This is a genomic window from Nocardia donostiensis (assembly GCF_002081715.1).
Taxonomy (GTDB): Bacteria; Actinomycetota; Actinomycetes; order Mycobacteriales; family Mycobacteriaceae; genus Nocardia; species Nocardia donostiensis.
The window spans coordinates 40,250-66,824 of the sequence record NZ_MUKP01000002.1; the positions used below are offsets into that span (position 1 = coordinate 40,250).

Annotated in this window: 19 protein-coding genes; 9 read left to right on the forward strand and 10 right to left on the reverse strand. The window is 67.7% G+C overall.

Features of this window, described 5'->3' with window-relative positions; translation table 11 throughout:
• Positions 1 to 106: 106 nt before the first annotated feature.
• The gene (locus B0T44_RS01720) at positions 107 to 889 is read left to right on the forward strand and encodes an SDR family NAD(P)-dependent oxidoreductase (RefSeq protein WP_077114932.1); all 783 of its coding nucleotides are present in this window, start codon (positions 107 to 109) and stop codon (positions 887 to 889) included.
• A gap of 11 nt (positions 890 to 900) precedes the next feature.
• On the opposite strand, the gene B0T44_RS01725 is transcribed toward B0T44_RS01720, so the two are convergent.
• Complete coding sequence (locus B0T44_RS01725) at positions 901 to 1,179, reverse strand: hypothetical protein (protein ID WP_077115147.1); 279 nt, start codon at positions 1,177 to 1,179, stop codon at positions 901 to 903.
• Between the two features lie 198 nt (positions 1,180 to 1,377).
• Here B0T44_RS01725 and B0T44_RS01730 point away from each other — a divergent pair, with 198 nt between their 5' ends.
• From B0T44_RS01730 to B0T44_RS01740, 3 genes are all read left to right on the forward strand, one after another.
• Entirely contained in the window at positions 1,378 to 1,908 is a 531-nt protein-coding gene (locus B0T44_RS01730; protein WP_077114933.1) for a hypothetical protein, read from the forward strand.
• A gap of 187 nt (positions 1,909 to 2,095) precedes the next feature.
• A complete protein-coding gene (locus B0T44_RS01735) occupies positions 2,096 to 2,662 on the forward strand; it encodes a copper chaperone PCu(A)C (RefSeq protein WP_081511473.1) in 567 nt (188 codons plus the stop codon).
• Positions 2,655 to 3,851: a Dyp-type peroxidase gene (locus B0T44_RS01740; protein ID WP_077114934.1), complete on the forward strand. Its 1,197-nt coding sequence runs from the start codon at positions 2,655 to 2,657 to the stop codon at positions 3,849 to 3,851. Before B0T44_RS01735 ends, B0T44_RS01740 begins: the two co-directional genes overlap by 8 nt.
• Before the next feature lie 60 nt (positions 3,852 to 3,911).
• Here the strand turns inward: B0T44_RS01740 and B0T44_RS01745 are convergent, their stop codons facing one another.
• Genes B0T44_RS01745 through B0T44_RS01755 form a run of 3 tightly spaced genes read right to left on the reverse strand, consistent with a single transcriptional unit; the run spans position 3,912 to position 5,206 of the window.
• Positions 3,912 to 4,262, reverse strand: coding sequence for a hypothetical protein (locus B0T44_RS01745; RefSeq protein WP_077114935.1), 351 nt, complete (start codon positions 4,260 to 4,262; stop codon positions 3,912 to 3,914).
• Positions 4,263 to 4,313: 51 nt separating this feature from the next.
• Positions 4,314 to 4,769 carry a hypothetical protein gene (locus B0T44_RS01750; protein WP_175647928.1) on the reverse strand — a complete coding sequence of 152 codons (456 nt, stop codon included), beginning with the start codon at positions 4,767 to 4,769 and terminating at the stop codon, positions 4,314 to 4,316.
• Between the two features lie 8 nt (positions 4,770 to 4,777).
• Positions 4,778 to 5,206, reverse strand: coding sequence for a nuclear transport factor 2 family protein (locus B0T44_RS01755; protein ID WP_217697425.1), 429 nt, complete (start codon positions 5,204 to 5,206; stop codon positions 4,778 to 4,780).
• Between the two features lie 95 nt (positions 5,207 to 5,301).
• On the opposite strand from B0T44_RS01755, the gene B0T44_RS01760 reads away from it, so the two are divergent.
• A complete protein-coding gene (locus tag B0T44_RS01760) occupies positions 5,302 to 5,895 on the forward strand; it encodes a TetR/AcrR family transcriptional regulator (protein ID WP_077114938.1) in 594 nt (197 codons plus the stop codon).
• 63 nt (positions 5,896 to 5,958) lie between these two features.
• Positions 5,959 to 6,438 (forward strand): nucleoside deaminase, encoded by a 480-nt coding sequence (locus tag B0T44_RS01765; RefSeq protein ID WP_077114939.1) that lies wholly within the window; start codon positions 5,959 to 5,961, stop codon positions 6,436 to 6,438.
• A 353-nt stretch (positions 6,439 to 6,791) separates the two neighbouring features.
• Here the strand turns inward: B0T44_RS01765 and B0T44_RS01770 are convergent, their stop codons facing one another.
• A complete protein-coding gene (locus tag B0T44_RS01770; RefSeq protein WP_077114940.1) occupies positions 6,792 to 7,097 on the reverse strand; it encodes a hypothetical protein in 306 nt (101 codons plus the stop codon).
• A gap of 263 nt (positions 7,098 to 7,360) precedes the next feature.
• On the opposite strand from B0T44_RS01770, the gene B0T44_RS01775 reads away from it, so the two are divergent.
• Positions 7,361 to 8,338, forward strand: a complete 978-nt coding sequence (locus tag B0T44_RS01775; RefSeq protein WP_077114941.1) for a glycosyltransferase family 9 protein — start codon at positions 7,361 to 7,363, stop codon at positions 8,336 to 8,338.
• A gap of 54 nt (positions 8,339 to 8,392) precedes the next feature.
• Here the strand turns inward: B0T44_RS01775 and B0T44_RS01780 are convergent, their stop codons facing one another.
• Positions 8,393 to 8,713, reverse strand: a complete 321-nt coding sequence (locus B0T44_RS01780; RefSeq protein ID WP_077114942.1) for an ArsR/SmtB family transcription factor — start codon at positions 8,711 to 8,713, stop codon at positions 8,393 to 8,395.
• Positions 8,714 to 8,896: 183 nt separating this feature from the next.
• On the opposite strand from B0T44_RS01780, the gene B0T44_RS01785 reads away from it, so the two are divergent.
• On the forward strand, positions 8,897 to 9,577 hold the full coding sequence (locus B0T44_RS01785; RefSeq protein WP_077114943.1) for a M23 family metallopeptidase: 681 nt from the start codon (positions 8,897 to 8,899) through the stop codon (positions 9,575 to 9,577).
• A 173-nt stretch (positions 9,578 to 9,750) separates the two neighbouring features.
• Here B0T44_RS01785 and B0T44_RS01790 read toward each other — a convergent pair whose 3' ends face one another.
• Positions 9,751 to 10,074 (reverse strand): hypothetical protein, encoded by a 324-nt coding sequence (locus tag B0T44_RS01790; protein ID WP_077114944.1) that lies wholly within the window; start codon positions 10,072 to 10,074, stop codon positions 9,751 to 9,753.
• A 432-nt stretch (positions 10,075 to 10,506) separates the two neighbouring features.
• Here B0T44_RS01790 and B0T44_RS01795 point away from each other — a divergent pair, with 432 nt between their 5' ends.
• Positions 10,507 to 10,842: an RNA polymerase-binding protein RbpA gene (locus B0T44_RS01795; RefSeq protein ID WP_077114945.1), complete on the forward strand. Its 336-nt coding sequence runs from the start codon at positions 10,507 to 10,509 to the stop codon at positions 10,840 to 10,842.
• 82 nt (positions 10,843 to 10,924) lie between these two features.
• Here the strand turns inward: B0T44_RS01795 and B0T44_RS01800 are convergent, their stop codons facing one another.
• From B0T44_RS01800 to B0T44_RS01810, 3 genes are all read right to left on the reverse strand, one after another.
• Positions 10,925 to 11,740: an ABC transporter permease gene (locus B0T44_RS01800; RefSeq protein ID WP_175647935.1), complete on the reverse strand. Its 816-nt coding sequence runs from the start codon at positions 11,738 to 11,740 to the stop codon at positions 10,925 to 10,927.
• Positions 11,741 to 11,832: 92 nt separating this feature from the next.
• Positions 11,833 to 12,822: an ATP-binding cassette domain-containing protein gene (locus B0T44_RS01805; protein WP_139347654.1), complete on the reverse strand. Its 990-nt coding sequence runs from the start codon at positions 12,820 to 12,822 to the stop codon at positions 11,833 to 11,835.
• Positions 12,819 to 26,471, reverse strand: a complete 13,653-nt coding sequence (locus B0T44_RS01810; protein WP_077114947.1) for a non-ribosomal peptide synthetase — start codon at positions 26,469 to 26,471, stop codon at positions 12,819 to 12,821. The genes B0T44_RS01805 and B0T44_RS01810 overlap by 4 nt, the downstream gene beginning before the upstream one ends.
• Positions 26,472 to 26,575 lie beyond the last annotated feature (104 nt).

A 26,575-nucleotide genomic window follows, 5' to 3' on the forward strand; every position in this document is an offset into this window, starting at 1 on the left:
GCGCGCTTCCACACCCACCCACGCTTGGCACTGCCCGAGCTGCCACCCGTCCGCCCTCCCCCACCCCGCCGTCATCCATGTAAAACGCGCATGTTTAGTTGATGCTGTGCGTGTCGAGAAAGTGGCGGTGGTGACCGGAGCCGCCGGCGGGATCGGCGCCGCGTTGTGCCGACGCCTCACACAGGCAGGTGCTGCGGTAGTCGCGACAGATGTCGACAGTGCGGGCCTTCGGGTCCTGGCTCGCAGCCTCGACGGTGCATCGGTGTACACCCAGCGCATCGACAGCAGCGATGGCGAATCGCTGCGGCGGCTGCTCACCGGAACGGTGGCCGATCTGGGCCGGATCGACTACCTGTTCAACAATGCGCGAGTGAACGTTTCCGGGCCGTTCGAACAGTTGACTCCCGAACAGTGGCGCCGCCTGGTCGACGTCAACATCTGGGGTGTAGTGCAGGGGACCCGGCACGCATATCCGCTGATGCGGGCGCAGGGATTCGGCCATATCGTCAACACCGCCTCGATCGCCGGAATGGCACCGGTACCCCGATCGGCAGCCTATGCGATGACCATGCACGCGATCGTCGGGCTCAGCACGTCCTTGCGCGCCGAGGCGGCCGGAGCAGGCGTCCGGGTGAGCGTCGCCGTTCCGGGTCCGATCACCAGCCGCGCCTTCGACACCGGCCGCGCCGGCGAATACGACCGGCCGCCCCCTACGACCATCGGTGGGGTGAACCCCGACCTCGCGGCCTGCCAGATCATCCGGGGCATGCGAAAGAACAAGCAGTACATTGTTTTTCCGCGCTACAACAGGGCCCTGGTGACGGCGTACCGGTTGTTTCCGAATCTGATGGCCGGCCTGACCGCCGCGCCCGCACCCGGCCTCCGTTGAGGCCGTGCCGTTCAGCCGACGAGAGCATTCATGATGGAGCCCGCGCTGGTCGCAACCACACCGCCGATCATCCCGCCCACCACCATTTTCGGCGAGGCCAGCTGGCCGCCGTTCCACTTCTCCCACGCGAAGCGTCCACCGGCGACGGTGATTCCCAGCACGCCGGAAAGTAGTACGAACCAGGTGAAATAGCGCACCAGCTGCAGGATCTCCTCGGAGATCGGCGGCGGCTCGGGCGTGGGGTTACCCACGTGGGCGGCGACCATATCGTGCAATGCGTAAATGACCATCATGCTCTCCAGTAGCGGACCCTCGCCTGACGACGGAGCATTTGATAGACAACAGCTATCGTTGCCGAAGTATCCTGCCGCGCACCCCTGTCCGTCAACCCCTTCCTCCTGGTAGGACGCGGGTTCACCCGCCGGGGTGACCGCACAGCCGATCACAGCCCCGGCCCACACTTCTACGACCAGGCGTAGTATGAATGGGTGCCAACTCCCGGATCGACTGTCGCGCAGCTACGTGGCGCGTTCGTCGGCGGGGTATCCGCAGCGGTGAGCATCGCCGCGCACGCCGTGGGCGGCGGCACCGTGACACCGGGCCAATCCTCGATCGCCCTCCTGCTCGCCGGTTGCACCGTGACGGGAGTACTCGCAGGCCGTGCGTCTTCCGGGTTCGGGATCATGCGGGTCATGGCGCTGCTCGCGGGCGGCCAGGCGCTCGGGCACACCGCGCTGACCCTCGCGCCGGGGCATCAGCACAGCACCGGAGGAGCAGCGGCGATGCTGGTCGCGCATTTGATCGCGATACCTGTTGGCGCCCTCCTCATCCACGCCGCCGAACGTGCGCTGGTATGCGTCGTATCGCGGCTGCGCCGGTCCTTCCACGCGTTGCGCACGCTCGCACCGCCACCGTGTTCTCCGGTGGTCGTCCTACTCGAATCGAATCTGCCTGCGCCGCATGAGCTGTTCCTCGGCCGCGGGCTCGGCACCCGCGGCCCGCCGCCCGTCCACGCCTGACCCTCTCCCCCACCGCGCCCTTTCCGGTATCGCGCGGCATTGCGGCACGTTGTGGCCGCCTGCTGTGACAAGCGTGCCCGGCCGTACCCATGGTCGGTCGCGAACCGTAGTGGCGGACGCCGGTACCGGGCGTTCCCAACGGCGGAACAGGGACGCGCCAACGTCGATTCGATTCGGAGATCCACTCATGTCTGTTCGTTTTCCGGCGCCCCGCACGGGCGCCGCTTTCCGCCCCCGCCTGCTGCGGGGTATCGCCGCCGTCGCCGCCGCGCCGCTGCTGCTGCTGCTGACGGTGACACTCGGCTGTTCCGTCGAGGAAACATCGGCACATACCGCGGCCGATTCGGTGACCGTCACCGAACAGTGGGCCAAGGCCGCCGATTCCGGGATGTCGGCCGCCTTCGCGGAAGTGCGCAATTCCGGCGGCCAGCCGGTGACCCTGGTCTCGGCGAGCAGTCCGGTCTCGGCTCGTGTCGAACTGCACGAGGTGGTGACCGGCGCGGACGGCGCCACGGTGATGCGGCAGAAACACGGCGGGTTCGTGATCACAGCGGGCGAGGCATTGGAGCTGGAACCGGGGGGCGCACATCTCATGTTCATGGATCTGCACGGCCCGCTGCGTACCGGGTCGGAAGCTCCGATCACGCTCGGTTTCGACGACGGTTCGACCATCACCTTCACCGCTGGGGTGCGTGACTTCTCCGGAAACCAGGAGAATTACGATCCCGGGCACGGAGAAGAACACAGTGGCTGAGCGGGTCTCCCGGCTGAACCGGCGGCGCCTGCTCGGTGGTGGCGCCGCCGGCGTTGCCGGTATCGGGTTGGGCGCGGCGGCGCTGAACCAGTGGGAGCGCGGAAGCGCGGAAACCACGGGTACCGCGCTCGAACCGTTCTATGATGTGCATCAGGCCGGTATCGCGACGGCGCCGCAATCGCAGATCGCGTTCGTCGCGCTGGATCTGCGGCCGGGTACCGACCGTGCGGACATCATCGGCCTCCTGAAGATCTGGACCGATGACGCTGCACGACTGACTCAGGGCCGTGCGGCGCTGGCAGATACCGAACCGGAGTTGACACAGCGACCGGCCCGGCTGACCGTCACTGTCGGGCTGGGTCCGCGGGTGTTCGACGTGGCCGGGCTCCCGGACCGCAGGCCGGAGTGGCTGGCGCCCCTGCCCGCGTTCCCGGTCGACCGGTTGGATCCGGCGTTCTGCGACGGTGATCTGCTTTTGCAGGTCTGTGCCGAGGAGACGACGACGGTGTCGCATGCGGTCCGGGTGCTGTGCAAGAGTGTCGTTTCGCTGGTATCGGTGCGGTGGGTACAGCGCGGTTTCCGCGACGCGGCTCCCGGTGCGACACCCCGGAATCTGATGGGCCAGATCGACGGGACGGTGAACCTGACGCCGGGCACACCGGATTTCGCGCGGCTGGTCTGGGACGACGGCACCGAGCACCCGTGGCTGGCCGGTGGAACCTCGCTGGTGCTGCGGCGTATCGAGATGACCCTGGACACCTGGGACGAACTCGATCCGGACGCACGGGAGTTGACGGTCGGGCGCAGGTTGTCCGACGGTGCGCCGCTGACGGGGGGCGACGAGTTCACCGAACCCGATTTCGCCGCGGTGGACGCGCACGGTATCGCGGTGATCCCGCCCTCGTCGCATATCGCCCGGGCACATCACCGCCATGACGGGGAGCGGTTCCTGCGCCGCGCCTACAACTACGACGACGCGCCCACCGGTGGGGCCACCTCGAATTCGGGACTGTTGTTCGCGGCGTACCAGCGGGACGTGCGCACCCAGTTCCTGCCGGTGCAGCAGCGATTGGCGGAGTTCGACGCGCTGAACGTGTGGACGGTTCCGGTCGGATCGGCGGTGTTCGCCGTACCGCCCGGCGTGCGGGAGCCGGGCGGATATATCGGGCAGTCACTGTTCGAGTCGTGACCAGGAAGGCGTCGATGCCGATGCGATGAGGCATCGGCATCGACGTCGGGTCGAGGCAGCTCAGGTCCAGAGCGCGGCGATCAGCACATTGACGATGGCCAGACCGCCCGCGGCGTGCACCATCCAGGGCACTGCTTTACCGCGTTTGGCATCCCCCCGGCTGATTTCGGCGAAGGCAGCGACCAGCACAGCGATCACGAGCTTGACCCCGATCTTCATCATGTCCAGGTCTTTGTCGAGCGATCCGATCGCCTCGGCCATCCCGACCAGAACGATGCCGGTGATGAGCTGCGCCCGCGCACCCCAGACCATAACCTCCGACACCCGCGGCTGCCCGGCCGCGTAACCGCCGACCACAGCGGCCATACCGAGCAGATGCGTAGTGACCACGACGTTGTAGATCAAACCCATGGATCGCTACGGTACTCGATAGCCATTCCTTCTACTACACTAAGTCGTAAATCAGAGCTCGCGAGAGATGGTATGCACCGCCGGTGCCGCAGGCGAACTGTTCCGTCCACACGTCTGAGCTCGGACGCGATCTGCACCGTGTTGCGGCCATACCGCGATTCCAGCCAGTGCGAAGAATGCTGCTGCGCCACCGATCAACCATGCCCCGCCCGTGCTGACGCCGGCTTTGCGCCCGCACAGGACCGCGACGGTGTCGGCCACGTCGGCGACGACTCCCAGACGTAGCCCGGCACTGCGTACCGCGGGGTCCGCGCTCAATGTCGCGGCAGCAAGCGCGGCGTCGCGTATGCCGAACATCCGGGCAACGGTGCCGCCGTCACCGCCGTCGGTGGTGGCCACCCCGAGTGATCGGGGCGCGAGTCGAGGCAGCAGATATGTCGACACACCGACTGCCATGCGGGTGACGCCAAGCCCACGAACGACCAGGGTACGAGTACGTGTATTCATGAAATCTCCTATGAGGTCAGAAATCGCCGTCGGCCGAGTAGCGGCCCGAGGCCAGAACGCCACCAGGCACCCCAGGTGCGTGGACGTTTCAGCAGCGTGGTGAGCACAGGCGTGGGATCGAAAAACGATTCCCTGCCCACCACCACACCCGCCGCATCGAGGTGGAGTTGGTCTACCGCCGTGAAGGACAACGGCTTACCGCCGGCAGTTGCACTGAGGCGAATCCGAATGAAGACGACATCATCGCGGCCGGCCCAACTCGATACCTCGCCGTGAATATCGGGCAGGAACGTGAGCAGACGATCCACCTCCTGCTGCCACAGCCGCAGACCGTTTCCGCTGCGTAACAGCGGCTGGTCGAGCACGACATCTTCGGCCAGAAGGTCATCCCACGCGTGCGGGTGCGGTCGCTGCCATCCGGCCGCGAATGCTTCCACAACTCGCCTGTGTATATCCGGCCAGGGCGTCATCCGATTTCTCCAATACTGATGGACTCGGTGATACTCACAGTATCAATGATACTCTGGGTATCGTGGATGAAGTCAAGCCTCAACGCCGGGACTATGTCGAGCAAACCCGGCAATCGCTACTGCAGGCCGCGGAAGAACTGTTCATCGAACAGGGATACCGTCTGACATCTCTGGATGCCGTCGGCGCGGCCGCACGATTCACCAAGGGGGCCGTCTACCGACACTTCAAGGACAAGCAGACACTGTTCGCCGCGGTATTCGAACGCGTCGAGATCGACACCATGAACGCCCTGCTCTCCGATACCGAACAGGAAGGCGAGATCTGGGAATCAGGGATGAACGCCCTGGCCAGGTACCTGGAAGTATGCACAGCCGAGCGGTATCGGCGGATCGTACTCGAAGAGGGACCTGCCGTATTGGGCTGGCCGCGATGGCGGGAACTGGACCGCCGCTTTGCGGGCAGCTACCTCGACCGCCTGCTGGAAGAGCTGATGGAGCGGGGCGCCTTACCGCAGTACCCCGTCGATCTACTTTCCCGTCTGTGCTGCTCACTGATCGGAGAAGGCGCGTTCGCCGTCGCCGATTCATCCAACCCGGCCGAGACACGACAGCAGGTGCTCACCATCCTTTCCAGGATGATCGTGGGCCTGCGCTAGTCGCGGTCCCCGGTTCCGCGGCCCTGCTACCGGTGCCGCAGTGGGAAGACCTAAGCTCGGATCATGCTTGACGACGCTGATCTGAAGTACCTGCGTCGTTGTGTCGCCCTCGCGCGTGAGGCTCTCGACGGCGGCAATGCGCCGTTCGGTTCGCTGCTGGTCAGTGCGGGCCGGATCGTCGCCGAGGCACGCAACGCCGAGGGCGGCGGCGACCCGACCCGGCACCCGGAACTCGAACTCGCCCAGTGGGCCATCACCGAACTGGACCCGGCAGACCGTGCAACGGCCACCGTCTACACCTCCGGCGAACACTGCCCGATGTGTTCGGCCGCGCACGCCTGGGCCGGGCTCGGCCGCATCGTCTACGCGTCATCAGCGGCGCAACTCGTGCAATGGGCGACCGAATTCGGCGGCGCGTCAGCACCGGTTCGCCCGCTGGCGATCAACGAGGTCGCACCGAACATCCCGACAGACGGACCCGCCCCCGAGTTCACAGCGGAGATTCGAGCGTTACACCAACAGCATCGCACCCGGCCGTCCTGACCACGGCGGTGAATGCGCCCCATTGTCCGCGACATCCGGGACAGCCCGAATGCGGACCGCAGAGATGACAACGTTTCGACGCAGCTGAAAACCTCATGCACGGCCGAACTATGTGGCCGCTCCCCACCTGTCGCCATTACCGGCCGGGACATCGGCGAATACCCCCGAGGCCACGAGCCTTCGGGGGTATGTCCGGAGGCCGCGTTCGGCGCCGCGGCGGCCGTTGCGGTGGAACTCGCCGGGCTGTACCGGCACTCGTCGGCGAGCTCCACCCTCGTCCCGCGGCGCCCTCTCCCTGGCGACGCAACACCTCGGTCGCGGCTTCGTCTACACCGTAAGCCGCCGATCAGGACTTACGGGACTGAGACACTACCGCCCTTGGGCACGTAACCGATTTTGTTGGGCGGCAGCACGCCGAGCACCTGGCCAGCGCAATCCGGCCCGGCGTACAGGGTGATGTCGCGATCGGTGCCGTTGGTGACCGTGGTCTGCAGCGTGTTGAAGAAGTGGTCACCGGTGTTGTAGCAGCCCACCGGATCGGTGTGCACCTCGCCGTTGAGGTTCAGGCCTCCGGGCGCCGCGCTTGCGGTACCGGCCGCCAACAGGCCGACGGTTCCCGCGACAGCGAGCGCACCGACCATCCCAGCAGTACGAAACATTCGTGCCTCCAGTTCCTTTCGAAGCCGACCCCCGACGTCGACCATTGGCGCGTGCGATTGTGTCATGCAGTAGCCGGGCTGGACACATTGAGTCGTCGCACACCCCCTGCCACCTGCTCGATCGATGTGATCGGAAACGCGCTCGCAATCACGTTTGCGGCCAAGCGTGTCGGGTAGTCCACGGGAAGTGGCTCTCGTTGTGGGCACCGGTAGGTGTTTGGTGGGGGCGGTATGACGAGTAACGGGTGGCTAGGAGAAGTTGGGTGTCGGTTGTTCTCGTGCTTCAGGCACGCGGTCTCGGTGATTTGCTCACCGCTGTACCTGCGTTGCGTGCCCTGCGCCGGGCCAGGCCGAACGACCGTCTCGTACTGGCAGCGCCGCACCGGCTTCGCTCCCTCGTCGGCCATATCACCTCGGTCGACGCGATGGTTCCGACCGCCGATCTGGGCAGCCTGCGCTGGGACGGCCCGGCCCCCGATCTGGCGGTGAACTTACACGGTCCCGGCGCGGAGCCGATCGTCGAGTTGAACAAGACCGGTGCTCGTCGGGTGCTCACCCACAGCAACAAGGCGTTCCCCGAGCTGGAGGGCCCGCAGTGGCATGACGATATGCACCCGGTGGATCGCTGGTGCCATCTGCTCGAATCCGCCGGTATCGCCGCCGACCGCCGCAACCTCGGCCTGGTGCCGCCGGTGGCGACCACCAGTCATCGCGATTGTGTTGTCGTGCACATCGGCGCAGGCGCGGGGGCGCGCCGCTGGCCTGCGGAGCGGTTCGCGGCGGTGATCCGGCATCTGCTGGTGCTCGGCCGCGAGGTCGTGGTCACCGGCGACGAGTTCGAACGCGAAATCGCGCTCGGTATCGCCGCACGCGCCGGTTTGTCGATGCACCGGGTTCTCGCGGGCGAGCAGAACCTGATCGAACTGGCCGCGACCGTGGCCGAGGCATCGCTGATGGTCTCCGGCGATACCGGGGCGGCGCATCTTGCCACGGCCTTCGGCACCCGCACCGTGCAGGTGTTCGGGCCGAGACCACCGCACCAGGCCGGCCCGCCGCCACATCTGCTCGCCCGGCATGAGGTGCTGTGGGCGGGCGAGCCAGGCGACCCGAATGCCGACACGCCGGGTCCCGGTTTGCTCCAGATCCAGGTGAGCGATGTGATCGCCGCCGTCGACCAGCAGCTGAGCAGGCGAAACGGCGCGAACGGCGATCGCCGCGCGGCCTTCCGCCACGTCGGTTGAGCGAGGCCATCCCTGCGCCGGTTTCGTTATCTGTTCGCGATCCCGCGGGCAGTGTCAGGGTGACTGGATCCGCGCCTCGCTCACCGCGGCGGCGTAGGCGGCCAGCGCACTGGCCCAGAACTGTTCCAGGTAGTCGCGGGCGTCGCCGAGGCCGCGCGGATCCAGCGAGTACAGCCTGCGGGTGCCCTGCGGACGCACCATCACCAGGCGAGCTTCCCGCAGTACCCGCAGATGCTGCGATACCGCCGAGCTGCTGATTCCCACCGATTCGGCCAGTTCCCCCACCGAGCGCGGCCCTGCGGGCAGCGCCTCGACTATCGCACGGCGAGTGGGGTCCGCCAGCGCAACTATGGGCTCAACTCGGTAAGTCGCCACTTACTAAGTGTGATCAACTAGCACACTTCTGGTCAAGATCGCCAAATATCGCGTTTTCGCAGCAAAACGCAGCAAATGGCCAACTTCGTTACCATTCGGTAATACTCGACCTGGCGTTTTTCCCACAGGTGATGGTAGCCACAAGATTGCCGAACGACTCTTACCGCGTCGTAACTTCGAAATATGCCCGTGATCGTCCCGTTACCTTTCCGCCGTCTCGGTGCGGCGGCCGTCCGCCGTCGCCCTGTGGCCACCCAGGTAGTGGCCGTATCGACGGCTCTGGGTGCGTCCCTCGGGTTGCTGGCCTTCAGCGACTCGAACCCAGCCGAAACCTCCCCGGCTACGCAATTGGTCGCCGAGGCCCAGCCCATGGCCGCCGAACAAGCTCCCGCCGAATCCCAGCACCCGCAGTCCGACGCACAGCCGATCGCCTGGAACAACCCCATCCCCGCCCCGCCGCCGCCGCATACCGTCCGCCCAGTGAACGGCCGTATGACCTCCGGCTACGGTCCCCGCTGGGGCGTGCCGCACAACGGCATCGACTTCGCAGGCAATATGGGCGCCCCCATCCACGCGGTCACCAACGGCGTCGTCATCGAGGCCGGCCCGGCCAGCGGTTTCGGCCTGTGGGTGCGCGTCCAACAGGATGACGGCAGCATCGGTGTCTACGGCCATATGAACGAGATCCTCACCCATGTCGGTCAGCCCGTCCGCGCAGGTGACGTGATCGCCACTGTCGGCAGCCGTGGCCAGTCCACCGGCCCGCACCTGCACTACGAAGTGCATGTGCCCGGTATCGGCCCGGTCGATCCGCACCCGTGGCTGGCCGCCCGCGGTGTCGACCCGGCCCATTTCCCAGGCTGAGCCGGACCACCCAGAACCACAGGACTCCGGAGCCCGGTTCCCGTCCTCGACGAGGACGCGGACCGGGCTCTCCCATACCCGCACTCGAAACCCCGCCGCGGCTGCCGATCACGCACCGGAGCACGGTGGGGTCACCGCATTTCCGCATCGCCGCGCAGCCACCGACGCCGTTCTCAGCGCAGGCGTTCGGCGTCTCGGGTGAGTTCGATCAGGGTTTTACTCAAACTCGCCAATTCCTCGGTATCCGCGCCCTCGTCGATGGCGGTTGCCACATCCTCGGCGGCGCAGCGGGCGGCGAACCACCGGTCGGCCAGGTCCGCCGCCTCCTGCGCACTGAGCACCACCGAATCCGGCGGAATCCCCGTCCCTTTCAGGTTGTTTCGGTGTTCGTACGCGCGCTGTCTACAGGACTGACGGCAATACCTACGCCGACGTCCCGCTTCCGACTCGACTATTTCCCGCCCACACCACAGGCACGACAGCAACCGGCGCGACATGACCCGACACCCTAGCCTTCGCCACCGCGGCCCCCGATAGGGCACGCCGCACACCCCGGCAAAGTCCGAACAGCGTAGAATATCGGGATTCTCCCCCACCGGGAACGGAATGGCCCACACGAACGTTGACAGAGCAGAGGGTTTAACGGACCGACCAACCAGAACCGGAAGGCAACCGCACCACCGGTTTGCGCCTAGTGGCGGCACCCAAGGAAACAACACCACCACTGTTCCTGAAAGCACAGCCACCCCCGCCGGTTCACGGCCCGGCTCGCGTTTCCGCCCTCGCGGCTAGGAGCGCCGGGGCGGACGAACGTCCGACCCTCGCGCACGCGCCGAAGGCGCAAGTCGCGAGGGCGGAGATGCGAGCCACCAGGGGCCGCGAACCCGCCGCGACGAAGTCGCGGCAAATGGACAGAGAGGATTGAACAGATGGCAGATCGCGTACTCCGGGGCAGCCGGCTCGGGGCCGTGAGCTACGAGACGGATCGCGACCATGATCTGGCACCGCGCCGAATGGCCAGGTATCGGACCGATAACGGTGAAGAGTTCGATGTTCCTTTCGCCGATGACGCCGAGATCCCGCCGACCTGGTTGTGCCGTAACGGGCAGGAAGGTGTGCTGCTCGAGGGCACCACGCAGGAGGCCAAGAAGGTGAAGCCGCCGCGTACCCATTGGGACATGCTGTTGGAGCGGCGCAGCAAGGATGAGCTGGAGGAGTTGCTCAAGGAACGTCTCGAACTGTTGAAGACACGCCGCCGCGGCTGATCTCGGCATACTGGTACGTCGAGGCCGCTCTCGGATTTCCGGGAGCGGCCTCGTCGCGTATTCGGGTGTGTTCGTGGTGGTGTCAGTGGCTGGCGACTTTCCGGTAGCGCAGCAGCGCGACGGGGACCGCGATGGCGAGAATGACCAGTGAGCAGCCGACGGCGTATTCGATGCAGTGGTCGGCGGCCCAGCCGGTGGGGGTGGCGAATGAGGGGGGTGAGCTGTTGTCGAACAGTTTGCGTCCGGCTGCCGAGACCGCGGTGATGGGGTTCCATTCGGCGATGGTGCGCAGCGGGCCGGGCAGGGTTTCGGCGGAGATGAACGCCGAGGAGATGAACGACAGCGGGAACAGCCAGATCAGTCCGGCGCTCTGGGCGACTTCGACGTTGGGGGCGAACAGTCCGGTGAGCGCGCCGATCCAGGACATGGCGAACGCGAAGAGCAGGATTACGGCGAAGGCGAGCGCCGCGTCCTCGACGGGTCCGTGGATGCGCCAGCCGACGATATAGCCGCAGGCGACCATCACCACGAGGCTGAGTACGTTGACGACGAGGTCGGACAGGGTGCGTCCCATCAGCACGGCAAGCCGCGACATCGGCAGCGACCGCATGCGGTCGATGATGCCTTTCTGCAGGTCGCCTGCCAGGCCGACGGTGGTGAACGCCGCATTGAATGCCACTGTTTGCGCGAAGATCCCGGCGAGCAGGAACTCCCGGTACTGGCTGCCGCCCAGGGTCGCGCCGAAGACGTAGGCGAACAGGAACACGAACATCAGCGGCTGGACGGTGGCGGTTGTCAGCAGGGTGGGCACTCGCAGAATGGTGAGCAGGTTGCGGTAGGCGACGATCGCGCTGTCTCGGAAAGCGCGTCCGCGCGGCGACATTTCCGGGCGCGGCATGGCGTGTTTGGCGGTCACGTCGGTCTCATCGGTGGTTTCGGTGTTGTCGGCGGGGTCGGCGGTTTCGTCTCGTACCGCTGCGGGGGCGGTGCTCACGACATGATCTCCTCTGGGACGTCATCGGGTTCCGGTTCAGTGGGGGTGGGCGCCGGTGTGCCGGTGAGGGACAGGAATACGTCGTCGAGGCTGGGTCGATGCACCGAGGCGTCGACAACGCAGACGCCTTCGTCGTCGAGACGGCGCAGGGCTTCGACCATGGTTCGGGTGCCGTCGCCGACCACGATGGAGGCTTCGTCGGTGCCGGGTTCATGGCTCGGTTCGCCGATCCCGATCCGGGACAGCACACTCAGCGCGGGTTGCGGCGCCTGGCCCGCGGCGAGGGTGATGGTGAGCCGGTCGCCGCCGATGGCGTTTTTGAGTTCGTCGGCGGAGCCGCGGGCGATGACCTGGCCGCGGTCGATGACGATGATGCGGTCGGCGAGCAGGTCGGCTTCTTCCAGGTATTGGGTGGTGAGCAGCACGGTGGTGCCGTCGTCGACCAGGTCGCCGATGACCTGCCACATATCGAGCCGTCCGCGGGGGTCGAGTCCGGTGGTCGGTTCGTCGAGTACGACGACCGGGGGCCGGGCGACCAGCGCGCCCGCGAGGTCGAGGCGGCGAGCCATACCGCCGGAATAGGTGCCTGCGCGGCGGTCCGCGGCGTCGTCGAGGCCGAGCGCGCCGAGTAGTTCGCGGGCGCGGTCGGCAGCTTGTTTATGGGTCATCCCGTACAGTCGGGCGACCATACGCAGGTTCTCGTAACCGGTGAGGTTGGCGTCGACGGCGGCATATTGGCCGGACAGCCCGATTCGCCGCCGTGCGCCCGCAGGATCGTGCAGCACATCGACTCCGGCGACATGCACCGAACCGGCGGTGGGCTTCAGCAGGGTGGTGACGATACGGACCGTGGTGGTCTTGCCCGCACCGTTGGGGCCGAGCAGGCCCATGACAGTACCCGCCGGGATCTGGATGTCGATCCCGTCGAGCACCCGGACACGGCCGTAGTTCTTGACCAGGCCGAGGACTTCCACCGCCATACTCACGGGTTTTCCTCCTTGGTTTCCGGCGCGTGCGCGCCCTCGAGGTGGTCGCGCAGCACCGGGCCGATCACGGCGAGCGATTCGGGGGTGGTCATCTCCGCATGCGCACACCGCAGCGCGTAGTCGTGCACTGCGCCGGTGACGTAGGGCCGCCACGCGGTGGCGCGGCGTTGCGGGTCGGCACGGTTGATCCGGTCGGCGGCGGCGGTGAAGAACAGCAGATCGCCGTCGTAGACCCGGGGCCGGAAACCGTTGGCCTGTACGGTGCCGTCGGCGTAGCCGGCGTAGAGGCGTTCCAGGTGGTCGACGGTGAGCGCTGCGAACGGCCCCGGCCGGGAGCTCAGCAGTGCTGCGGCCTGGTGCAGGGTCATCTCGGGGTCGGGTGCCGCACCGTCGAACAGATCGCTGCCGAATTCGCCGATGATCTCGGCGATGCTCGGGGTTGCCTGGTCGAGCAGGGAGTCCGACAGGCGGTAGCTGTCCATCAGCGCCAGCAGCGCGACCTGTTCGCCTGCCTCCTGTAACTGGACCGCCACTTCATGGGCGATCAGCCCGCCGAGCGACCAGCCGAGCAGATGGTAGGGACCGTGCGGCTGGACCGACCGGATGTGCTGTACGTAGTGCTCGGCCGCGGCGCCGATGGAATCGAATCCCGGCTGTCCGGCCACATGCGGGGCCTGCAACCCGTACACCGGACGGTCCGGGGCGAGGTGGGCGAGCAGACCGGAGTAGCACCAGGACAGCCCGATCGCCGGATGCACACAGAACAGCGGCGGCCTGCCTGCGCCGGTGTCGGGGCGGATCGGCAGGACCGGCGCCAGCGCCTGCGCCATCACCTCGTCGGCGGATTCGGCTCCGTCGAGCCGGGCAGCGATGGCGGCCGGGGTGGAGTCGCCGAACATCAGCTGCACCGGCATCTCGATACCGGCGTCGCGCAGGTGGGCGACCACCTTGGTGGCCAGCAGCGAGTTGCCGCCGAGTTCGAAGAAACCATCGTCCACGCCGACCTTTTCGGCGCCGAGCACCTCGGTGAACGCAGCGCACAGGGCGGTTTCGGTGCGGGTCCGCGGGGCGCGGTATCCGACGGTAGCGGTGAACACCGGTTCGGGTAGCGCCTTACGGTCCAGTTTGCCGACCGGGCTCAGCGGGACCGAGTCGATCAGCATGATCGACTGGGGGACCATGTAGTTCGGCAGGCGCGCGGACAGGTGGGCGGTGAGTTCGGCCGCAGTCGGCGAGGCGCCTGCCCGTGGTTTCACATACGACACGAGTGCTGTCGCGCCTGCGCCGGTGCGGTGCCCGATGGTGACGGAGAACTCGACCGTGCCGTGTTCGGCCAGCGCGGCGTCGATTTCCCCCAGTTCGATGCGGAAACCACGAATCTTGACCTGATAGTCGGTGCGGCCCACGTATTCGATCTCGCTCGCGGCAGCGCCGGATTGCCGGATCCGCACGAGGTCGCCGGTGCGGTACATCCGCTCCCCCGGTTTGCCGTACGGATTGGCGACGAACCGCTGCGCGGTCAGCCCCGGCCGGTTGAGGTAGCCGCGCGCCAGGGCGGAACCGGCCAGGTGCATTTCGCCGGTGACGCCCAGCGGCGCCGGATGCAGCCTGCTGTCGAGGATCGCGGCATCCACGCCACGGATCGGTCCGCCGATGGGGATCGGCCCGCCCGGTGTGAGTGCCGGGGAGATGATGGTGACGATCGTGGTCTCGGTGGGGCCGTACACGTTGTAGAGGTTGCGGTGCGGCGCCCAGCGGGCCACCAGTTCCGGCGGCAGCGCTTCGCCGCCGACCAGTACATGCCGCAGTTCGGTGACACCGGCCGGGTCTACGGTGCCCAGCGCGGAGGTGGTGATGAACGCATGGGTGATGCGTTCATCCCGGAACACCCGGCCCAGTTCGGCACCGCCGACCACTCCGGGCGGGGTGATCACCAGGGTGGCCGCGCCGCCGAGCGCCAGCAGCAGATCCAGCATCGCGGCATCGAAACTCGGTGTCGCGAAATGCAGGACCCGGCAACCGGGGTGCACGTCGAACCGCTGCGCGGTTTCGGCGGCAAAGTTGGACAGGCCGCCGTGGGTGACGACAACGCCCTTCGGGGTGCCGGTGGAACCGGACGTGTAGATGACGTAGGCCGGATTCTCCATCCGCAGCGGTAGGACCCGGTCGGCGTCGGTGATCGGATCGCCGGAGGCCGCGAGCACCCGGCCGCGGGTGACCGGGTCGTCCAGCACCAGCCATTCGGCGGCGGGCAGGCCGTCGCGGTGTTCGGCGAGGGTGAGGCCGAGCTTGGCTCCGGAATCGGAGAGCATATGGGCGATGCGCTGCGGCGGATAGTTCGGGTCGACCGGTACGAACGCCGCACCGGTTTTGGCAACCGCCAGCACTGTCGCCACCGATTCCACCGAACGCGGAATGCCCAGCGCGACCAGGTTTTCCGGTCCGACACCGCGCTCGATCAGGACACGCGCCAGCCGGTTGCTCCACCGGTCGAGGGCGGAGTAGCTGACCTCGGTGTCGCCGGAGCGCAACGCGACGGCCTGCGGGTCGGCCCGCACGGCGGCGTCGAACACCTCGGGCAGGGTGGCGGGGCGGTCGCGAAGAGCCCCACGCACCGGCACCAGCTGCGACCATTCCGCAGGGTCGAGCATGTCCAGATCCCCGACGGCAGCGGCCGGATTGGCGGCGACCGCGTTGAGCAGCCGGGCCAGCCGGGTGCCGAGCCGGGCAGCGGTGGCTTCGTCGAACAGGTCGGCGCTGTAGTTCACCGCGATATCGATACCGGCTGGATCCCTGGTATCGGTGTGGGTTTCGGTCAGAGTGAACTGCAGGTCGAATTTCGCGATCCCGCCGTCGGTGTCGACAGCATCGATGCGCAGTCCGGGCAATTCCAGGGTGCGGATCGGTTCGTTGCGCACCGACAACATCACTTGGAACAGCGGATGGTGCGATTGTGACCGGGCCGGGTTGAGCACCTCCACCAGTCGCTCGAACGGCAGATCCGCATTGGAGAACGCATCCAGGTCGGTGTCGCGGACGGTGTGCAGCAGATTGCCGAATTCCAGGCTGGGGTCGATGCGGGTGCGCAGTACCAGTGTGTTGACGAACATGCCGACCATGCGGTCCAGCTCCCGATGGCCGCGACCGGCGATCGGGGTGCCGACGGCGATATCGTCGGTGCCCGTCATCCGGTGCAGCAGCACCGCGAGTGCGGTGTGCAGCACCATGAACATGCTGACGTTGTGGTCGGCGGCGATGCGCTGCAACTCCCGATGGATGTGGGCGTTGATACCGCAGGTCACCGTGCCGCCCCGGTAGGAGGGCACCGGCGGGCGTGGCCGGTCGGTGGGCACCGGTAGCAGTTCGGGCAGCTCGGTCAGCGTGTTGCGCCAGTAGCCGAGCTGGCGGCTGACCGCAGTATCCGGGTCGTCCTCCGAGCCCAGGATTTCCCGCTGCCACAGGGTGTAATCGGCGTACTGCAGTCGCGGCTCGGGCAGCTGCGGCGTATGTCCGTCGCGCGCGGCGCGGTAGCTCTCGGCGATATCAACTGCGAGAGGCTCCAGCGACCAGCCGTCGATGGCGATGTGGTGCACCACCAGGAGCAGGACATGTTCGGGGTCGTCCGCCGCGGTATCGGTGATGCGGATCAGTCCCGCCCGCAGCGGAACCTGGGTGGCCAGGTCGAAACCGGGCGCGGTGAATTCGCGGATGGCTGCGGGCATCTGCTGTTGGGTTGCGGTCGCCTCGTGCAGTCCGATCGCGGCGTCGGCGGGGTCGAGCACCACCTGCGCCGGCTCGCCGTCGCATTCGGGGAACACCGTGCGCAGCGTCTCGTGCCGGGTCTGCACGGTGTGCAGTGCGGCGGCGAGCGCGTTGCGGTCCAGCTGCCCGCGCATCCGCAGAACCACGGGGACGTTGTACGCGCCCGCGCTGCGGTCCGCCTCGGCCGGGCCTGTGGCGTTGAACCGGTTGAGGAACCACAACCTGCGCTGGGCGGGCGAGAGTGGTATGCGTTCCGGGCGAGGCTGTTTCGTCAGCGGGGGTCGGTCGTCGGTGGGTGTTTCGCCGTCGAGCAGTGCCGCGAGTTCGGCGACGGTCGGTGCGGCGAAGACGGTGCGGACCTGCAGGCGGATTCCTCTTGCCTCCGCCAGCCGAGCAACCAGCTGCGTCGCCATCAGCGAGGTTCCGCCGAGGTCGAAGAAGTTGTCGTCGGCGTGCACCGTTTCCACGCCGACCAGGTCGCCGATCGCCGCTGCGACCAGGTATTCGGTGTCGGTGACCGGTGGACGACCGGTGCCGGTGACCGGCAGCAGCCGCGGTTGCGGCAGCGCGGCGATATCCAGTTTGCCGACCGGAGTCAGCGGGATCTGGTGCACTACCGTGATCGCGGCAGGCACCATATGCGACGGAAGCTGGGCCGCTGTGTGCGCGCGCAGTTCCTCCAGGTCGAGATCGCGGGCGGGGTCGGCCGGTTGCACGTAGGCGACGATGCGGTCGGCACCGGCCAGGTTGCGGACCTCGGTGTGGGCGAACCGGATATCGGGGTGGCCGGTGAGCACAGCGGTGATCTCACCGAGTTCGATGCGGAAACCGCGCACCTTCACCTGGTGGTCGCTGCGGCCCAGGTACACCAGTTCGCCGTCGGCGTTCCAGCGCACCACGTCACCGGTGCGGTAGACGCGCTGCCCGGCGGGGCCGTACGGGTCGGCGACGAACCGTGCGGCGGTGAGACCGAACCGTTCGAAATAGCCCCGGGCCACGCCGGGTCCACCCAGGTACAGCTCTCCGGGGACGCCGATAGGGACGGGTCGCAGCCGTTCGTCGAGCACCAGGGCACGCGCGCCGCGCACGAGGGTGCCGATGGCAACCTGCCTGCCGACGTCGAGCGACCCCATGGTGACCACAATCGTGGTTTCGGTGGGGCCGTAACCGTTGAGCATGAGCCGGCCCGGCGCCCACCGCGACACCAGTTCCCGACCGTAGGCTTCGCCGCCGACCAGCAGCGACCGCAGATCGGGCAGCGGCCAGCGCTCGTGGTCGATGGTGGCGAGCGCGGCTGGAGTCAGGAACGCATGGGTGACACGTTCGCGGGTCAGCAGTTCGGCGAGTTCGTCGCCGCCGTACACATCCGGCGGCACGATCGTCATCTCCGCGCCCGCACCGATCGCCAGCAGCAGGTCGAGCATGGCGGCGTCGAAGCTCGGGGAGGAGAAGTGCATGGTGCGCGCGGTGTCGTCGATGCGCAACCGTTCCCGGAATTCGGCGCTGAGGTTGGACAGGCCGCCGTGGGTGACGGCCACGCCCTTCGGTGTCCCGGTCGACCCGGAGGTGTAGATCAGATAGGCCAGGTCGGCGACGCGAACCGGGCGCAGCCGGTCGATATCGCGCACCGGGCTGTCGTCGACCGACTCGAGTTCGGCGATCAGCACCGGGTCGTCGAGCAGCAGCCAGTCGGTCCCGGCTGCGGCGTTCGTTCCGGTGGCGGTCGCGGCGGCGTGCAACCGGTCGGCGTGCGCCGACAGGCTCACCCCCGCCACGCACCCGGAGTCGGCGAGCATATGGCCGATGCGGTCGACCGGGTAGGTGGGATCGACGGGCACGAATGCCGCGCCGGTTTTGGTGACGGCCAATACGGCGGCGACCGATTGGATGGATCGGGTCAGGCCGAGCGCTACCCGGTCACCGGTGCCGACACCGCGCCGGATCAGCGCCCTGGCCAGCTGGTTGGAACGCCGGTCGAGTTCGGCGTAACCGAGCGTGACCGCGCCGGAGCGCAGCGCGATATGACGTGGACGGGTCCGCGCGGCCGCGGTGAACACCTCGGCCAGTGTGGTCGGCTGGTCGGCCCCGGGGCCGACGGCCGGGTTGAGCAGCCGCCGCTCGATATCGGTGCGGGTATCGATATCGCGGATCAGGACCCCTGGATCGGCGCTGATCGCGTCCAGTACCCGAAGGAACCGGTCGGCCAGCGTCCGGACTGTGGCCGCGTCGAACAGTTCGGCGGCGTAGACGAATTCGACGCCCGCTGCACCGTCGCCTGTGGCGATGCGCATTTCCAGGTCGAATTTCGCGCGAGCGATATCGAGTTCTTCGGCGCGCAACGCCAAGCCGGGCAGTTCCATGGCCGGTGTCGGCCCCTCGGCGACGGTCAGCGCTACCTGGAACAGCGGGTGGCGGCTGGTGGTGCGCGGGTCGTGGCCCAATTCCTCGACCACTCGTTCGAACGGGATATCGGCGTTGGCCATGGCAGCGAGTTCGTTGTCACGGTCGGCCAGCAGCAGCGCAGCGAAGGACCGATCCGGGTCGACGTCGGAACGCAACACCAGCGTGTTGACGAACATGCCGACCAGGTCGTCGAGTTTGGTGTCGGTGCGCCCGGCCGCCGGGGTGCCGATGGCGATATCGCGGCCACCGGTCACCGCACGCAGCAGCACGGCCAGCGCCGACCGCAGCAGCATGAACCGGCTCACGCCCTGTCTGCGGGCCAGATCGTCCAGTGCGTACCGCAGCGTTTCAGGGATCTCGACCCGTACGGTGGCCGCTTCCTGGGTCGGTTCGACCGGACGAGGCCGGTCGAACGGCAGCGGCAGTTCGTCCGGCAGATCGGCCAGCTGCTCACGCCAGTAGCCGAGCTGGGCGGCGGCAATGCTGTCGAGATCGGTGTCCTCGCCGAGGTATTCGCGCTGCCAGAGACCGAAATCGGCGTACTGCACGGGAAGCGGGGCCCATGCGGGCGCGACACCGCCGTGGCGGGCCTGATAGGCGGTGGCCAGATCCCGGGTCAGCGGGCCGAGCGACCAGCCGTCGGCGGCGATATGGTGCACCGCGACACCGAGCAGGTAACGCTGGGGGCCGGTGCGCAGCAGCGCGACCCGCAGCGGGGTGTGTTCGGTGAGGTCGAAACCGCCGGCGGCCAACGCGTGCAGCACCTCGCGTGCACCTGTCTCGTCGGTGGTGACCGGTACCAGCGGCGGTACCGCCCGCGTCACGGGAAGCACCCGCTGGTAGGCGCCGTGTCCGTCATCGGGGAAGACGGTACGCAGCACTTCGTGCCGTTCGACCAGATCGGTGAGGGCCGCACGCAGCGCGGCTACGTCCAGATCGCCGTCGATATGCAGAACGAAAGCGATGTTGTAGGCACTGGATTCGGGCGCGAACCGGTTGAGGAACCACAGCCGCTGCTGCGGCAGCGACAACGGCAGACGGTCCGGACGCGGCTGGTAGGCAGTGAGCGGGAGCCGGTGCGCCGCGGGGGCTTGGGCGAGCCGACCTGCCAGGCCCGCGACGCTGGGCGCCTCGAAGACCGCCCGCACCGGGAGTTCGATACCGAAGCGTTCGTGCAGCGCCGCTACGAGCCGGGTGGCCAGCAGCGAGTTGCCGCCCAGGTCGAAGAAACTGTCTTCGGCGCCCTCGACCGGACGTCCCAGCACATCGCCGAACACCTCGGCGATCCGCCGTTCGGCATCGGTGACGGGGGCCCGGGAACCCCCGGTGGTCGCGAAAACCGGTTCCGGTAACGCTTTACGGTTGAGTTTGCCGGAGGGCGCGATCGGCAGCGTGTCCAGCACGGTCACCGCAGCGGGCACCATATACCCGGGCAGCTGCCTGCGCGCGGTGTCGACGACTTCGGCCGGGTCCACCGCAGCGTCGACGGTGATGTAGGAGGCGAGGCGCTGCCTGCCTTCTTCGTCGATGTGTACGATCGTCAAAGCGGAGCGCACGCCGGGATGTTCGCGCAGGACGTGATCGATTTCGTGCAGTTCGATGCGGAAACCGCGGATCTTGATCTGGTCGTCGGCGCGGCCGAGGAAACGCAGCCTGCCGGTGCGGTCGGCAACCACCAGATCGCCGGTGCGGTACATGCGTTCGCCGCTGCGGCCGTGCGGGTTCGCCGGGAAACGCGCCGCGGTGAGCGCGTTGCGGCCGTGGTAGCCGCGGGCCAGGCCGGGACCGGACAGGTACAGCTCGCCGGGGGTGCCGGGTGGTACCGGCTGCAGCCGCGAGTCGAGCACGAACAGCCGCATCCCGCGGACCGGATGACCCAGCGGCGCCGGACGTCCCGCCCGCATCGCTCCGGACATGGTGGCGGCGACGGTGGCCTCCGACGGCCCGTACATGTTGTACATGCGGTATCGGGGCGCCCAGGTGTCGACCAGTTCCTGGCTGCATGCCTCGCCACCGACCATCACGGCCCGCAGGTCGTCCAGCCCGTCCGGCGGTACCGTCGCCAGCGCTGCGGGAGTGATGAACGCGTGGGTGACCTGCTCGGCGCGCAGGAACGACGCCAGTTCGCTCCCGCCGTACATATCGGCGGGCGCCACCACGACGGTTGCGCCCGCGGCGAAACCGAGCAGCAGCTCCAATACCGAGGCGTCGAAGCTCGGCGACGAGAAGTGCAGGGTGCGGCAGGTGTCGGTGACGCCGAACAGATATCGCTGTTCGCTGGCGAACGAGGCGAGGCCAGCGTGGGTGACGAGCACCGCTTTCGGGATTCCGGTGGAGCCGGAGGTGTAGATCAGATACGCCGGGTGGCTGGTGCGCAGTGGCTGATGCCGGTCGGCGTCGGTGACCGGGGCGGCGGAGCGGCGAGAGCAGGCGCCGTCGAGTTCGGCCGAACCGAGCACGATCCAGTTGTCGGCGGTCCGGCTGTGTCTACCACGGTGGGTGGGCCACTCGGGTAGCTCGGACAGGTTGTCTGGGCCGGTGAGACCAAGCAGCGCGCCGGAATCACCGATCATATGAGCGATGCGGTCGCGCGGATAGCCCGGATCGACCGGGACATAGGCGGCACCGGTTTTGGCGACCGCCCAGATGGCGGTGATGGCGGCAAGACCGCGCGGTAGCGCGACCGCGACTACCGCTTCCGGGCCTGCGCCCTGGTCGATCAGTACCCGCGCCAACCGATTGGACGCCTCGTCCAGTTCCCGATAGGTCGTATCGCGGCCGCGGTAGCGCACAGCGACCCGCTCGGGCACCCGTTCGGCGATCTCACCGAACATCCGCGCCAGGCTGCACACCGGTTCGGCGGGACCGCCGGCCAGCGGGACCAGGTACGCGCTTTCGCGCCGGTCCAGGAGGGGGATATCGCCGACCGGTTTACCCGGCGCGGTGACCGCGGTGTCGAGCACAGCGACCAGTCGGCGGGCGAAGGCCTCGACGGTGCGGCGGTCGAAAACATCGGTAGCGTATCCGAATTCGGCGTGCAGCGGTCCGTCGGTGTTGTCGTCGTGCACCTCGAGCTGCAGATCGAATTTGGCGACGTCGGCATCCAGCGCGAGTACCTCGGTGCGCACGCCGGGCAGTTCCAGATGCAGGTCGGGGGCGCTGTCGTAGGACAGCATGACCTGGAACAGCGGATGACGGGAACCGGTGCGTTCCGGGTTGACGATCTCAACCAACCGTTCGAACGGCACATCGGCGTTGGCGAAGGCATTGAGGTCGGTTTCGCGGGCGACATCGAGCATACGGTCGAAACCGGCGCCCGGGTCGACCTCGGTGCGCAGCACCAGGGTGTTGACGAACATGCCGACCAGCTCGTCCAGCGCGGGATCGGAGCGGCCCGCGATCGGGGTGCCGATCACGATATCGGTGCTGTCGCACAGCCGTGACAGCAGGCTTGCCAGCGCCGCGTGCAGCACCATGAACATGCTGACGCCGCGGGCGGCGGCCAGTTCCCCTGCTGCGCGACGCGTTTCGGGTGAAATGGTGAACGCGACGCGTGCGCCGTCGGTGGACCGGTGCAACGGCCGGGGGCGGTCCAGGGGGAGATCGATCTGGTCGGGCAGTCCCGCCAGCGCGGACCGCCAGTAGGTGACCTGACGGCTGAGCGCGCTGGCCGGATCGGATTCCTCGCCGAGCAGTTCCCGCTGCCACAGCGCGAAATCGGCGTACTGCACCGGCAGCGGCGTCCACTGCGGCGCCGACCCGGCGGCGCGGGCGGCCACCGCCTGCATCAGGTCGCGGGCCAGCGGCGCCACCGACCAACCGTCACCGCAGATATGGTGCAGGACCAGCAGGAAGACATAACGGTCGGTGTCGGTGGAGTACAGCGCCACCCGGATCGGAGCCTGGCTGCGCAGATCGAAACCGTAGCCGGCGAATTCGGTGGCCAGCGCTGTGATATCGGTGCCGCTCGCATCGATCGGATCCAGATTGAGCGGGATCTCGTCGGCGGGGTGTATGTGCTGGTAGGGGCCTTCCGGTGTGTCGGGGAAGGTGGTGCGCAGGCTTTCGTGCCGCTCGAGTACATCGCGCAGACCTGCGCGCAGGGCCTCGATATCCAGCCGCCCGTCCAACTGCACTGCCAGCGGCATGTTGTAGGCGGCGGCGTGTTCGGCGAAGCGGTTCATGACCCACAGCCGCTGCTGGGCGGGTGAGAGCGGAACCCGCCCCGGCCGCTGGGTCGGCGCCAGCGTCGGCTGAGAGATATCGGGGTTGTGCGCGGCGAAACGTTCGGTGAGCGTGGCGATGGTGCCCGCTTCGAACAGGTCGCGGATGGTGAGCCCGGCGCCGAGCGCAGTGTTGATTCGCGCGACCGCACGGGCCGCGATCAGCGAATTACCGCCCAGGTCGAAGAAACGGTCGTCGATACCCACCTCGTCGACCTCGAGCACATCGGCGAAAATTCCGGCCAGCACCCGTTCCACCTCGGTGCGCGGCGCGGTGCCCGCGCGAGGCAGCGACGCATCGGTGGGTACGGGCAGTGCGGCCCGGTTGATCTTGCCGTTGGCGCTCAGCGGCAGTTCGTCGAGTTCCACCAATACCGCGGGCACCATATAGGCGGGCAGGGTGTGTAACAGACCGGCCAACACTGCCTCGGTGTCGAGTTTCGCCTCACCGTCTTCGGTGTTTTCCCGCACTGCGGGGGCGGCGACCACGTAGCCGACGAGCTGATCACCGGTGCGGGTGGTGCGGGCGACGCAGACCGCCCTGGCGATCCGCTCGTCGTTCAGCAGGGCCGCCTCGATATCCCCGAGCTCGATGCGCAAGCCGCGGAGCTTGACCTGGAAATCGGTACGGCCCAGGTATTCCAGGACGCCGCGTTCGGCGCCGCCTGCCGGGGTGCGGGCACTGGGATGCCAGCGAGCCAGATCGCCGGTGCGATACATCCGCGCCCCCGGGGTGAACGGGTTGGCGACGAAACGGTCGGCGGTCAACGCGGGACGACCCAGATAGCCGCGCGCCAACTGCGCACCGGCCAGGTACAGTTCGCCCACCACACCCGGCGGTACCGGCTGCAGGCGCGAATCGAGCACGTAGGTCTGGGTGTTCCACACCGGGGAGCCGATGGGCACGGCGGTGGGTTCGGGCGGGCACGGCCAGTAGGTGACGTCGACGGCGGCCTCGGTGGGGCCGTACAGGTTGTGCAGCCGCGGCCCCGGCAGGGCGGCGTGGAAATCGCGGACGGTGGACGCAGGCAGCCCCTCGCCGCTGCAGAACACCCGGCGCAGTCCGGTGCAGCCGCGCACATCGGCTTCGGTGACGAACACCGACAGCATGGACGGTACGAAATGCGCGGTGGTGATGGATTTCTCGCTGATGAGGTCTGCCAGATAGGTGGGGTCCCGATGCCCGTCGGGCCGGGCGATGATCAGTCGCGCGCCGATCTGCAACGGCCAGAAGAACTCCCACACCGAGACGTCGAAGGTGGCCGGGGTCTTCTGCAGCACGGCATCGTCGGTGTCGAGCGAGTATTCGTGCTGCATCCAGCGCAGCCGGTTGACGATGCCCGCATGCGGCACACCGACACCTTTCGGGGTGCCGGTGGAGCCGGAGGTGAAGATGATGTAGGCCAGATGCTCGCCGCGCAGCGGGGCGAGCCGGTCGTCGTCGGTGACCGGCGCCGGATCGTAGGCGAACACGTCGAGGCTGTCGACGGCGAGCACGGGCGCCCGATCGGGCAGCGCGACCCGGTCGCGGCCCGCGACGAGCACCGCGAGCGGCTGCGCTTGGGCCATGATCCGGTCCAGCCGGTCGACCGGATGGTCGGGGTCGAGCGGCAGATATGCCGCACCGGCTTTGACGACCGCATACATGCCGATCACCAGCTCGAGGCTGCGACGCAGGCACAGGCCGACGACCCGGTCGGGGCCGGCACCGCAGTCGATGAGCAGGCGGGCCAGCCGGTTGGCGCGGGCGTCGAGTTCGCGATAGGTCAGCGAGTCGTCCTCGAACTCGACGGCGATCGCGTCGGGACAGGTTTCGACCCGTTCGGCGAAAATACTCGCCAGGGTGCCCGGCGCGACCGCCGCCTCGGTGGCGTTCCACGCGCGCAGTACCCGGTGCCGCTCGGTATCGGTGATCGCCGTCAGGGCCAGCGCAGGTGTCGCCGGTTCGGCGGTGAGGAAGCGGTCCAGGAAGTCCAGGAAACGATCGTGGTGGGCGGCCAGTTCGCGGTCGCCGTAAAGCTGCGGGTTGGCTTCGAAGTCGATGTGGATGCGGTCACCGACACCGTTGTAGAGGTTCACCGACAGGTCTTCGACCGGGCCGGTGGCCAGCACGTGCAGCGAACCGACCAGATCGCCGAAGCGCAGCTCGTTGTGGAACAGCATGATGTTGACCATCGGCCCGAAGAAACCGCGCGCATCGCGCGAGTAACCACAGTCGCGGCGGATGTCGTCGTGCCGGTACCGCTGATGCCGCAGGGCTCCGGTGATCTGCCGTTCCACCGTGCGCACGACATCGTCGAGCGTCGTCGCGGCGTCGAACCGCACCCGCAGTGGCACCACATTCGACACCACACCGGCGGAGCGGCGCAGCGAGACGGTGGTGCGGGCCGAGACCGGCAGGCTCAGCACCACATCGTCCTCCGCGGTGACCGAGCGCACGTAGCAGGCCAGTGCGGCGGCGAACAGGATCGAATTCGAGGCGCTGAAGGTTTCGGTCGCGGCACCGACCGCGGCTTCGGTGCGCTCATCGAGCACGGCGGCGGCGAGGCGGCGGCCCGGGTCGGCGGTCGGGGTGTTCTTGACATGGGAGAGGCTGATCGGCGCGCCGACCCCGTCGAGCTGTTCCCGCCAGTATTCGCGGTCGGTGGCGAATCGTTCGGATTCGCGGTAGTGCGATTCGTCGGCGTAGAGCTCGGCCAGCGGGGTGGCCCGGGACACCGAGGGCTCGGTGCGGTTCTCGACGGCGGTGTAGATCTCGGCGGTGCGTGACAGCGCGTTCATGGCACCGTAACCGTCGATGAGGATGTGGTGGGCGCGGGCGTACCAGATGTAGTCGTGCTCGCCGATGCGCAACACGGCATTGGTGATGAGGGTGTCGTGCACCAGATCGATCGGGGAGTTCGCGTGCTCGTGCATCCACCGCAGCGCGGCCTCGTGCGGGTCGGTCTCTGCACGCAGGTCCACCCTGGCCCAGCCGGGACGGTGGGACGGGTCGACCAGTTGGTGCGGGACGCCGTCGACTTCCACGATCCGCACCAGACCGACCTGTGTTTCCGCGCCGAAACGCTCGATCGAGTACAGCAGCCGTCCCGCGTCGAGGTCACCGTGGATCTCGACGTACTGGGCAATGGTGAGCGGCACATCGGGCCGGATGCGCTGGGCGTAGTACATCGCCGTCTGTGCCGGTGAGAGCGGGAACGGCTGTGCTGAGAATTTGCCGGATGAACATTGGTCGACATGATCTGTGGCCAATGACCTCATCAATCACTCCGTTCTGCCACTGTTGAAGCAACTCCCCGAGCACCGTCACGGCGGGCGCGCCGCACCGGCCGTAGGACGTGTGGTCCACGATTTATGATTCGGAG